At 61.4% G+C, this 11138-nt stretch carries 11 protein-coding genes; 7 read left to right on the forward strand and 4 right to left on the reverse strand.

From position 1 onward, the window contains the following. The first annotated feature begins 23 nt into the window (after nucleotides 1-23). From argF to argH, 3 genes are read left to right on the forward strand one after another with little or no spacing between them, the layout of a single operon-like run. Nucleotides 24-944: an ornithine carbamoyltransferase gene (gene argF, locus SB749_RS17020; protein WP_410711335.1), complete on the forward strand. Its 921-nt coding sequence runs from the start codon at nucleotides 24-26 to the stop codon at nucleotides 942-944. Then, entirely contained in the window at nucleotides 941-1465 is a 525-nt protein-coding gene (locus tag SB749_RS17025) for an arginine repressor (protein WP_410711336.1), read from the forward strand. The genes argF and SB749_RS17025 overlap by 4 nt, the downstream gene beginning before the upstream one ends. Nucleotides 1466-1504: 39 nt before the next feature. Next, nucleotides 1505-2965 (forward strand): argininosuccinate lyase, encoded by a 1461-nt coding sequence (gene argH, locus SB749_RS17030; protein ID WP_410711337.1) that lies wholly within the window; start codon nucleotides 1505-1507, stop codon nucleotides 2963-2965. Between the two features lie 53 nt (nucleotides 2966-3018). Here the strand turns inward: argH and SB749_RS17035 are convergent, their stop codons facing one another. Beyond that, nucleotides 3019-3273 (reverse strand): hypothetical protein, encoded by a 255-nt coding sequence (locus SB749_RS17035; RefSeq protein WP_410711338.1) that lies wholly within the window; start codon nucleotides 3271-3273, stop codon nucleotides 3019-3021. A 174-nt stretch (nucleotides 3274-3447) separates the two neighbouring features. On the opposite strand from SB749_RS17035, the gene tyrS reads away from it, so the two are divergent. Together tyrS and SB749_RS17045 are read left to right on the forward strand one after the other, a co-directional pair. After that, nucleotides 3448-4734, forward strand: a complete 1287-nt coding sequence (gene tyrS, locus SB749_RS17040) for a tyrosine--tRNA ligase (RefSeq protein WP_410711339.1) — start codon at nucleotides 3448-3450, stop codon at nucleotides 4732-4734. Between the two features lie 318 nt (nucleotides 4735-5052). After that, on the forward strand, nucleotides 5053-5454 hold the full coding sequence (locus SB749_RS17045; protein ID WP_410711340.1) for a YccF domain-containing protein: 402 nt from the start codon (nucleotides 5053-5055) through the stop codon (nucleotides 5452-5454). Between the two features lie 140 nt (nucleotides 5455-5594). Here SB749_RS17045 and SB749_RS17050 read toward each other — a convergent pair whose 3' ends face one another. After that, nucleotides 5595-6479 carry a dihydrodipicolinate synthase family protein gene (locus SB749_RS17050; protein WP_410711341.1) on the reverse strand — a complete coding sequence of 295 codons (885 nt, stop codon included), beginning with the start codon at nucleotides 6477-6479 and terminating at the stop codon, nucleotides 5595-5597. 2 nt (nucleotides 6480-6481) lie between these two features. Further along, entirely contained in the window at nucleotides 6482-7648 is a 1167-nt protein-coding gene (locus SB749_RS17055) for a mandelate racemase/muconate lactonizing enzyme family protein (protein ID WP_410711342.1), read from the reverse strand. Nucleotides 7649-7728: 80 nt separating this feature from the next. Here SB749_RS17055 and SB749_RS17060 point away from each other — a divergent pair, with 80 nt between their 5' ends. Both SB749_RS17060 and SB749_RS17065 read left to right on the forward strand, forming a co-directional pair. Beyond that, a complete protein-coding gene (locus SB749_RS17060; RefSeq protein WP_410711343.1) occupies nucleotides 7729-8520 on the forward strand; it encodes an IclR family transcriptional regulator in 792 nt (263 codons plus the stop codon). Between the two features lie 42 nt (nucleotides 8521-8562). Further along, nucleotides 8563-9876 (forward strand): MFS transporter, encoded by a 1314-nt coding sequence (locus SB749_RS17065; RefSeq protein ID WP_410711344.1) that lies wholly within the window; start codon nucleotides 8563-8565, stop codon nucleotides 9874-9876. Nucleotides 9877-10047: 171 nt separating this feature from the next. Here SB749_RS17065 and SB749_RS17070 read toward each other — a convergent pair whose 3' ends face one another. Beyond that, nucleotides 10048-10890, reverse strand: coding sequence for a formate/nitrite transporter family protein (locus tag SB749_RS17070; protein ID WP_410711345.1), 843 nt, complete (start codon nucleotides 10888-10890; stop codon nucleotides 10048-10050). Between the last annotated feature and the right edge of the window lie 248 nt (nucleotides 10891-11138).

An 11138-nucleotide genomic window follows, 5' to 3' on the forward strand; every position in this document is an offset into this window, starting at 1 on the left:
TCACGCTTTCCAAAGGACCCACCATGACACGCCACTTCCTCAAGGACACGGACCTCAGCCCGGCCGAGCAGACGCAAATCCTCGACCTCGCCGTCGAACTCAAGGCCGCCCCCTACTCGCGGACCCCGCTGGCCGGCCCACAGACCGCCGCCGTCATCTTCGACAAGACCTCGACTCGCACCCGGGTCTCGTTCGCCGCCGGCATCGCCGCGCTCGGCGGGCAGCCGCTCATCATCAACCCCGGTGAGGCGCAGCTCGGGCACAAGGAATCCATCGCCGACACCGCCCAGGTGATGTCCCGGATGGTCTCGACGATCATCTGGCGCACCTACGCCCAGGCTGGGCTCGAAGAGATGGCCGAATTCTCCTCGGTGCCCGTCATCAACTCCCTGTCCGATGACTTCCACCCCTGCCAGATCCTGGCCGACCTGCTCACCATCCGCGAACACCGCGGCAACGTGGCCGGCCAGACCATGACGTACTTCGGCGACGGCGCGAACAATATGGCGAACTCCTACGCCCTCGGCGGAGTCAACGCCGGAATGCACGTGCGCATCGCAGCCCCAGCCGACTTTCAGCCCGCCGCCGCGATCGTCGCCGAAGCCGACGCCCTGGCGCAGACGACGGGCGGGTCCCTCACCGTCACCGACGACCCCGTGGCCGCCGCGACCGGCGCCGACGTCCTCGTCACCGATACCTGGGTGTCCATGGGTCAGGACTCCGCCGGACGCGACGACGAGGCCTCACCGTTCACGAAGTTCCAGGTCAACCAGGAACTCATGAGCTTAAGCAACGACGCGGTCTTTCTCCACTGCCTGCCCGCGTATCGCGGCAAAGAGGTCACGGCCGAGGTCATCGACGGCCCCGCCTCGGTGGTCTTCGACGAAGCCGAGAACCGCCTCCACGCGCAGAAGGCTCTCATGACCTTCCTCCTGGAGCGATGATGGCCGAGCCGAACAACAGCGCCCCGCTGACGAAGACCGCCCGACAGCAGAAGATCATCGATCTCATCACCCGCCAATCCGTGCGGTCCCAGATCGAACTCGCCGAGGCGCTCGCGACGCAGGGCATCACCGTCACCCAGGCAACCCTGTCGCGCGACCTCGCCGAGGTGGGGGCCGTGAAGATCCGGTCCACCGCAGGATCCGTGTACGCCGTTCCCGGTGAGGGCGGGGACCGGTCACTGCAGCAGTCGACGGGGGAGACCCTCGACGCGAAGCTGCCGCGCATTCTCGAAGAGCTGCTCGTCTCCGCAGTCTCCCAGGACAATACTGTCGTGCTGCGTACCCCGCCGGGTGCGGCACAGTATCTGGCCTCGGCGATCGACCGATCCTCGATGGTCGGGATCTTCGGGACTTTAGCCGGCGATGACACGGTGCTCGTCATCGCTGATGCGGCAGTCGGGGGCGCGGCCGTGGCCGAGACATTCCTCGAGTACGCGGCAGGCGGCCTCGGCGAGGGGTGAGCCTGGAACAATGACAACTGAGTTTCATCATTTCAATGAATGGGCCGGCGCATCCGTGCTGGTGGGAAAGGACGATCTGTGAGCGAACGACTGAGCCTGTGGGGCGGACGATTCTCCGACGGTCCGGCTGATGCGCTGGCTGAGCTGAGCAAGTCCACGGACTTCGATTGGCGTCTGGCGAAGTATGACATCGCGGGATCCAAGGCCCACGCGAAGGTCCTCCACCACGCGGGACTGCTCACAGATGACGAGCTGTCCGGGATGCATTCGGCGCTCGACGAGCTGCTGCGTCGGGTGGAGACCGGCGAATACGTCGCCGCCGAGTCCGACGAGGATGTGCACTCGTCGCTCGAGCGCGGGCTCATTGAGATCGCCGGTCCCGAGCTCGGTGGGAAGCTGCGTGCCGGACGGTCCCGCAATGATCAGATCGCGACGATGGGTCGGATGTACCTGCGTGACCATGCTCGTGAGGTCGCCGGTCTTGTGCTTGACACCGTCGAGGTGCTCATCGCTCAGGCGGAAGAGCATCCCGAGGCGCCGATGCCCGGACGCACGCACCTTCAGCACGCTCAGCCGGTGCTGCTCGCTCATCATCTGCTCGCGCACGCGTGGCCGCTGTTGCGCGATGTCGCCCGCTTCGTCGATTTCGATGCGCGCGCCGGTGTCTCGGCGTATGGTTCGGGTGCTTTGGCCGGGTCATCGTTGGGGCTCGATCCGCAGGCTGTGGCCGCGGACCTCGGGTTCAACGATTCGGTGGAGAATTCCATCGATGGCACCGCGTCGCGCGATGTCTTCGCCGAGTATCTGTTCATCACGACGATGATCGGCATCGACCTCTCGCGCTTGTCCGAGGAGGTCATCGCGTGGGCAACGAAGGAGTTCTCGTTCGTCACCCTCCACGATGCGTACTCGACGGGATCGTCGATCATGCCGCAGAAGAAGAACCCCGACGTCGCCGAGCTCACTCGCGGTAAGTCCGGTCGGCTCATCGGTGATCTCACCGGTCTGCTGTCGACGCTCAAGGCGCTTCCGTTGGCGTACAACCGGGATCTGCAGGAGGACAAGGAGCCGGTCTTCGACGCAACGGATACCCTCGAGCTGCTGCTGCCGGCATTCACCGGGATGGTGGCGACGCTGAAGTTCGATACTGAGCGGATGGCGTACCTGGCTCCGCGCGCATTTGCTCTGGCAACGGACATCGCCGAGTGGCTCGTGCGTGAAGGTGTGCCGTTCCGCGTGGCTCACGAGCTCTCCGGCGCATGCGTGCAGCTTGCCGAGTCGCGCGACGTCGAGCTGTGGGATCTGAGCGATGAGGACTTCGCAGGAATCTCCGAGCACCTGACTCCCGCGGTTCGTGAAGTGCTGACGACCCTCGGATCGATCGATTCGCGCAACGCCAAGGGTGGCACGGCTCGCTCTGCCGTTGATCAGCAGATCGCCAATGCGAAGACCGAGGTCACCCGCTTGCGTGAGTTCGCGGGGTCGGCTCGCAGCGTGTGAATGGTTCGGTTGAGGAAATACTCTTCAGCACGCCGGTGAGTGGGGATGCGGCCTCAGCTGAGAGGCGAGACCACAGTGACGCCGAGATCCTCGAGCAGCTCGTCCAATACGATGCGTCCGGCTCCTTCGCCGATCGAACCGACCGCTGTCAGTGAATGTGTGGGAGCCAGAGAATTGCGACCTTTGGCCAACCGAGCGGCGAAAAGGCTCAGGGCTTCGGAGTCGGTATGGTGGCTGAGCTCAGTCTGGCGAGAGTGCCAGACGATTCCCGCTAGATTTTGTTTGGGCGCATGAATGGCCTTGGCCACGGAGCGGGTGCAGGGATAGTGCTCCTGCGCCGAGGACGGGATGGCGAACCGTGGGTTGTTCAGTCCGTCGCTGTTGCTCAGATGGCAGGCAAGGGAAGTGCCGCCTCGGCGACCACGTAGAATTGACTCCGTCGGCTCCGCGCCGGCACAGACCACAGATTCGAAAGGACCGAAGTGACCGACATCTTCAGCGAACTCAAGGCCCGCGGGCTCGTCGCAGTTTCCACCGACGAGACCGCCCTGCAGAAAGCCCTGGCCGAGGAGTCGCTGACCTATTACGTCGGTTTCGATCCGACGGCCCCGAGCCTGCACATGGGCAACCTCGTCCAGCTGCTCACCGCCGCCCGCCTCCAGCAGGCCGGACACAACCCGCTGGCCCTCGTCGGCGGCGCCACCGGCCTCATCGGCGACCCGCGCATGTCGGGGGAGCGGACGCTCAACCCGCGAGAGGTCGTCGAAGAATGGGTCGCGAAGATCCGCACCCAGGTCGAGAAGTTCCTCGACTTCGACGGCCCCAACGCCGCGCAGATCGTCAACAACCTCGACTGGACCTCGCAGCTGTCGGCCATCGACTTCCTCCGCGACATCGGCAAGCACTTCCCGGTCAACCGGATGCTCGCGAAGGAATCCGTCTCCGCACGCCTCAACAGCGAAGCGGGCATCTCCTTCACCGAGTTCTCGTACCAGATCCTCCAGGGCAACGACTACCTCGAACTCAACCGCCGCTACGGCTGCTCCCTGCAGACCGGCGGCTCCGACCAGTGGGGCAACCTCACCTCGGGCGTCGACCTCATCCGCCGCGTCGAGCAGAAGTCCGTCCATGCTCTGGCCACCCCGCTGATCACGAAGGCCGACGGCACGAAGTTCGGCAAGACCGAATCCGGCACCGTGTGGCTCGATTCGTCTCTGACCAGCCCGTACGCGTTCAGCCAGTTCTGGCTCAACGCCGACGACCGCGACGTGGTGAAGTACCTCAAGGTGTTCTCGCTCCGCCCGCTCGACGAGATCGAAGCCATCGAAGCCGAGTTCACCGCTGCCCCGCACACCCGTGTGGCGCAGAAGGCCCTCGCCGAGGATGTCACCACTTTGGTCCACGGGCGCCAGGCTTACGAGCAGGCGATTGCTGCGGCTTCCGCGCTCTTCGGCGGGGGCGAGCTCGCCGGCCTTGATACGTCGACGCTGGGTGCGGCAACTTCCGAGCTGCCGCGGGGTGAGGTGTCGACGACCCAGCTGGCCGAGGGCCTGCCGGTTGCTGATGCGTTCGTCGCTGCCGGCATCGTCAAGTCCAAGGGTGAGGCTCGCCGTGCCATCAAGGACGGGGGAGCGTACGTCAACAACGTCAAGGTCGCCGACCAGGAGCAGACCCTGACTTCCGATGATGTGCTCTCGACAGAAGCTGGAGGGGTCGTCCTCCTGCGCCGAGGCAAGAAGACCCTCGGTGCTGTCGACATCGTCGGCTGAGCAGCCTGCGTCACTGATCATGCCGTGTCCTCCGCTCCCGGAGGGCGCGGCATTGTCGTATTCACGACGGTTGGATCCGTTCGACAACGGGGAACCTTGTCATCGAGGAATACAAGAGGTCGCATTGTAGAAGCGGCCTCGGCGGCAGCATTGCAGTGAAGGGAATGCGGTCAATCAGCGTGCGCTCCGGCAGCCTGCGGGCAACCGGACGGGCGATGTGGGGCCATCACCATGGAAAAGCATGCGGTCTTCGAGCAGACTGGCAGATGACGGACTACCGAACGAACGAATACCGACTGACGAACGCACGAGGAGATCATGCGCACCCTGCTCAACATCATCTGGTTCATCTTCTCCGGCCTCTGGCTGGCACTCGGATACTGGGCCGCCGGAATCATCGCCTGCATCTTCATCGTCACCATCCCGTGGGGCATCGCCTCCTTCCGCATCGGAAACTACGCACTCTGGCCCTTCGGCCGCGAGGTCATTGAAACCCGCCCGGCAGGAGTGGCGACGACCCTGGGTAACATCATCTGGCTCATCGTCGCTGGTGTCTGGCTCGCCATCGGACACGTCGTCACCTCGATCCCGCTGTTCATCTCGATCATCGGCATCCCGCTCGGCTGGGCGAACATCAAGCTCATCCCCGTCTCGCTCATGCCGCTGGGCAAGCAGATCGTCGACAGCGACCGAATCATGCCCGGCTACCGCGGAGCCTGACCAGCGGTCGGTCGGCACGATGGTGCTGGGTGCGACAATGGCACCGCGGTTCCTGGACTGCGAGAATCTGGTTGTCGAATCCGGCTAGGGTGTTGACCGACGCACTTGTGATTGATCCGTCTGCCGGCCCAATGCGATTCCTACAAGCCAAGCCCCGACAATGCCGAATCGAGCCGAGCAAGTGTCGAGGCGGAGAGCTTACGTGCAGGGAATCGAACAGTGTCGTGGTCGATGAGACCTCTCCGCACGAGTACCTGCTTGTGAATCGCCCACGCTTCGCCAGGGGTGACTCCGACGTCGAGGAGGGGCTGAATGCGGCGGACTTCTTCGTCCACATCGACGGTGGTATCAGCGCCGAGCAAGGCCGATACGATCGGCCTGAACATGTCAGTGATTTCGCAGGCTGGCATGGTTCCGCAGGCACCGTTTCGGAATTCTGCGATGAGCTCTCTTGCGTTGAGCCCACCGAGCACAGGGAAGTCCTGAGGGACTTTGGAGACGACAGCCTTGACCTTCTCCGCCGTCGGCGGGGCCTCAACCTTTACCGCGGATATCCCGGAGCATTCGGACATTTCCGCGATTCGGTCGGTGGGAGTCGTCACCGAAGATGGTCCCGGCGCGTCCTGCACCATGATCGGGGTGTCAGTGTTCTGCGCAACGTCGACAAAGAAGTCGACAAGCTGATCCTCGGCGGGTTTTGCGAGATACGGGGGGAGTACCATCAGCGCGTCTGCTCCCCACTCGCGTGCTTGGAGCCCAGCTTCGGTGGCGGTTGTCGTGCTTGTCGCGTTGATGCCAGCGATGATGGTGAAGCCATCGCCGACCTCTTTGCGAGCGGTGCGGAGAATGCTCTCGCGCTCTTGGGTCGTCAATGCGAAGCCCTCGCTGGCCATCCCGAAGACGGCGAAACCATCAGCCCCCGATGTGACTTGGAAGTCGATAAGGCGACGGAGCGAATTCAGATCCACCTCTTGGTTGGGAGAGAAGGGGGTGGCAAGAATTGGGAGCAGACCGTGAAGCTTCATGTTTATGCCTCCTCGGCTAGATGGCGAACAGTGTCAATATCGATGTCGATTCCCAGACCGGGGCCCGTCGGCACTTGGAACCCGGCGGGTCCGATTGCCATGGGTGTGCGTAAGAGAGACTGCGCGACGCCGACGGTGTCTGGTTGATACTCAAAGAATGGGCTGTGAGGCAGTGCGGCGCTGACATGGATTCCGGCAGCCAACGCGACTCCAAGTCCAACCGAATGGTGGCACGCTGTCGGAATATGAAAAGCGCTCAATACTGTGGCGATGTCGATGGCTTCTGTGATTCCAGTTCGTGCGACATCCGGCTGTGCGAGACCCAGCGAACGTCGCACTGCCCATTCGGAGAACTCGTATCGATTGCGCATGGCTTCGCCGATTGCGATCGGAGTTCTTACGCGACGCCCCAATTCGGCGTGGCCATCTATATCTTCCGGCGCCAATGGCGCTTCCAGGAAGAGCGCGCCGCGAGCATCTAGCTCTGCGCCTAGTCGTAGGGCATCTTGGAGCGAATAGGCCCAATGTGCATCGATGGCCAGTCCGACCTTTGGTGCGGCCTCGGCTACGGCATCGAAGGTGGCAAGGTCAGCATCTACGCCTTTTCCCAGAGCAAGCTTGATCCGTGTCGCACCGCGATCGACCCACTGCTTTGCCAGCACCGCCCGCTCTTTATCGGTTGGAACCGGTAACCCGGAGACATAGGCAGGGACTGTGTCGCGGTGCCGGCCCCCGAGCAAATCGCTGACTGGACTTCCGAGGGCCTGACCCGCGATATCCCACAGCGCAGTGTCGAGTGCGGCCAGTGCATCCGCTTGATGCCCAACGAGGTGTCCACGTTCACGCATCAGGCCACGCAACTTCTCCCATAGGGGCCGCACGGCAGTGGGATCTTGGCCGATAAGCTGCGGCGCGAGAAGCCTGTCGATGATGGTGGCTGGGACCTCTGGCGCAACAGGGGCTAATGCCTCGCCCCAACCAACGATGCCATCGTTCGTATGAACCGAAACCAGCATGGTTTCAAATCTGCCGGAGTAGAGGCTACGCCAAGGCGGTCTCACCGTGTACTCCGCCGAGCCGCGTGGATCCCATCCGTCATCGTGGACGCCAAGATAAGCCCGCGGTGAAGGAAGTTTGAGGACGTAGGTCTCTATGTGCTCAATACGCATGATCGATGCTTTCTGTGGAAGTCATGGCTCAATACTGCAGTGGACTTGCATAATATGCAAATAGATTCCACAATTGGTACATGACTGCCGAACGATCAACCAACCAGAGCGTCGATAGAGCGCTCTCGGTCCTCACTTTGTTCACCAGCAATAGCCCGTCACTTCGTGTTTCGGATGTCGCATCAGGTCTCGGCCTCGGAGTGTCGACTGCCTCGCGTTTGCTGGCCACCCTGGAAGAATCGGGGTTCCTACGTAAGAATTCGAAATCTCAGCGTTACGAACTTGGTCAGCAGATCATCTCATTGGGCGGGGTGGCGTTGAACAATGAGCCGATCTATCGCAATTCGCGAGCGGTGACTCAGCGTCTGGCGTGGGAACTCGGCTTGGGCGCGAACGTTGCCGTGCGGCAGGGCAAAGTTCTTCGCTATTTGCAGAATGTCGAAGGGCCAATGGCCCCTAAGTCATACACTCTCCTCGGTCAGACAAATCCTTTGCACGCGACAGGTATGGGCAAGGCGCTGATGCTTGATCTGTCCGCCAGCGATCGTGAGGCACTTCTTGGACCTGATGATCTGCCTGCCTATACGACCAATACAATCGTCAGCCACTCCGATCTCGAGGTCGAGCTTCAGCGGTCTTCCGAGCGAGGCTACTGTACCGAGATCAATGAACTTGCGCTTGGCAGGGCGTGCATTGCAGCGCCGATTCGGGACTTCACCGGAAAGGTCGTGGCAGCCATCTCCCTTTCGGGAGCGTTGTCGGCAATCAACCTCACTGAGAAAGAGACTGAACTGGCGCGAATCATCATCGAAGCTGCAGACACGATCAGCGTTGCCTCGGGGTATCTCAGCCCGCAACCGCAACATCGTTGAATATCGTAAGTCCCCCCCCCATCACAATGGAGTGAAACGAGCATGCAGAACATTGCTACATCAAATAGTTCCGAGCAGACACCGACCCGCCGCGTAGTTATGGCAGCCACGGTTGGAAACTTTGTCGAGTGGTTCGATATCGGCGTATACGGCACGATGTCGGCGAGTCTGTCGAAACACCTCTTCGATTCAACAGACCCTGTGTCCGCACTGCTATCGACCTTCGCAGTCTTTGCCGTCGGCTTCGTCATTCGGCCCGTCGGTGGTCTTGTTTTCGGGCCCATGGCGGATCGGATCGGACGCAACCGTGTGCTTGTCATTACAGTTGCGCTGACCTCATTGTCAACGGCTGCGATCGGTATCCTCCCCAGCTACGAGACAATCGGTGTGCTTGCACCTCTCCTGCTTGTTGTCATTCGGTTGTTGCAGGGATTTGGTGCTGGTGGTGAGACATCGAGTGCCGTTGGTCTTCTCTATGAGTATGCGCCTCGTGATAGGCGTGGTTTCTACACAAGTCTCAGCGCTGCCACGGGGTTTGTGGCATTCGTTGCTTCTGCGGGTCTCGCGCTGGGCCTGACTTTGGGCCTAGGCGATGAAGCAGTCAATGAATGGGCTTGGCGAATTCCATTCTTAATAGCGCTTCCGCTTGGTTTGATTGCGCTCTATCTTCGTTCCCAGCTGGATGACAGCCCGGTGTTCCGCCAGATGCAGTCAGCTGAGGAACTCTCGGTCTCCCCGCTCCGTGAGACCTTCCAGAAGGCGCGTGTAGCGATGCTGGTGCTGGCAGGACTCGTGGTGCTCAAAGGAGTAGCGCATTGGACGCTTCAGACGTTCATGGTCTCCTATATGGAAGACACCCTTGGGTTTACTATGACGGAGTCGTTTCTCGCTTCAACTATCGCAATGGCTGTCGTCATGGTGCTCATACCGATCGCTGGAATCATTTCTGACAGGATCGGCAGAAAGCCTGTCCTCGGGGCTGGAGCATTAGGACTGTTTGTGCTTGCTTGGCCTGCGATCACGCTGATGACTATGGAAAATGCACCGCTCGCGATTGCAGCGATGGTACTTCTCGCGTTACCAGTGGCTGCCTACGATGGTGCGATCAATGCCATCATGGCAGAGATGTTTCCGGCTCGAATCCGGACGGGTGCGATGGCGATTCCCTACAATGTTGCGGTCAGTCTTCTCGGCGGGACCGCACCATACATCGCTGCATGGCTCACAGTCGCCACAGGTTACAAACAGGCCCCGAGCTTCTATCTCATGCTGGCCGCGGCCGTCACGTTGGTTACACTCATCCGATTTGTCAGGGAGACGGCGGGCCCGAGAGTAACTGTCTCACCCGAGAACTAGAGTCGGATGGAGAGGTGGTGTCCTTGGGCTGTGGTCGCGTTGGTCTGCGCCTTATCAATAGGGTGGTGACCTCGGTCAACCGCGCCAGCCCGAGCATGACGTTGAGCAAACAGCCGTTGCCCGTCCACTGCGGGGCCTGGATGGCTGTCGGCGCGGCGATGACGCGGAGCGCTACGAAGCGTGGTCTTGGAGATCCTCGAGCGAGAACTCTCCCCGCCTCACAGCAGACAGCACGCGGTGCGTGCGAATGACCCGGGGCAGCGTGATGATGATGAGACCGCCGAGCATGTTGAAGACGATGACGATGCAGAACCACTGCAGAAACTCGGGGATCGAGATGTCGGCGCCCGAGAGCATGGCAGCGAAGATGACGATCGCATTGATCGCGCCGTGAAGCATCCCGAACCCGATGACCAGTAGGCCGGTGATCATGCACACGATGGCCTTGACGACGTCGTTCGTGGTTCCCTGCTGCATCCGGGTCGCCAAGGTGATGGTGGCACCGGCCAACATCGCAAGAGCGATCATGACGATCGGCGACGACTGATCGGTGTAGCCGATGGCCATATCGGCCAGAGTCGAATGGTAGTCGGGAAGGCCGCGCACGATCAGCCAGGCGAAGGCCGCCCCTCCCAAGAGATTGGTGACAAGAGTGGCCAGCCAGAGACGCAGCACCTGAAGCCAGCTGGCCTGCCCCGCGATGACTGCGTTGATGGGCAGGAGAAACTCTTCGGTGAAGAGCTCCGAATGTGCGAGCTTGAGCGCGAGCAGTCCGATGCCGAAAGCCATGCCGGCGAGGATGTCGGAATCGGTGGCCTGTTTGACGAGGATCATCGCGAGAATGCCCAACCCGATGTCTACGCCGCCGAAGAACCCGGTGATGATGAGTTCCGGCCACTTGCGATTGAGCCGTTTGGCACCCTCGGTCACCGTTGTGGCGGCCTCATCGACGAGGGCATCCTCCAGATCCAGGTCGTTGGCGCCCAGTCGTCTGCGTTGCTCTCTCTGAGTCATTGCCCCAGTGTAAGAGCTGTGTGTGACCACGACGTTCAGAGCACGCCGAGCGCGAGTGACCGTTGTCACAGGCGAGAGTCCGGTTTCGAGTTGCACGGTGCCTCTGGGGTGGTCTAGAGTTATATCTCGTTGCCCCGCCGGAAACACGGTCTTCGAGACACTGTTTCTACCGGGTCTGACCAGGACAAACACGGTTTGTTCCACGGGTTCAGGCGATCGGGTGGGTAACCGAAAAGGAAACTGATACC

The organism is Brevibacterium sp. SIMBA_078, from assembly GCF_046534565.1.
Classification (GTDB): domain Bacteria; phylum Actinomycetota; class Actinomycetes; order Actinomycetales; family Brevibacteriaceae; genus Brevibacterium.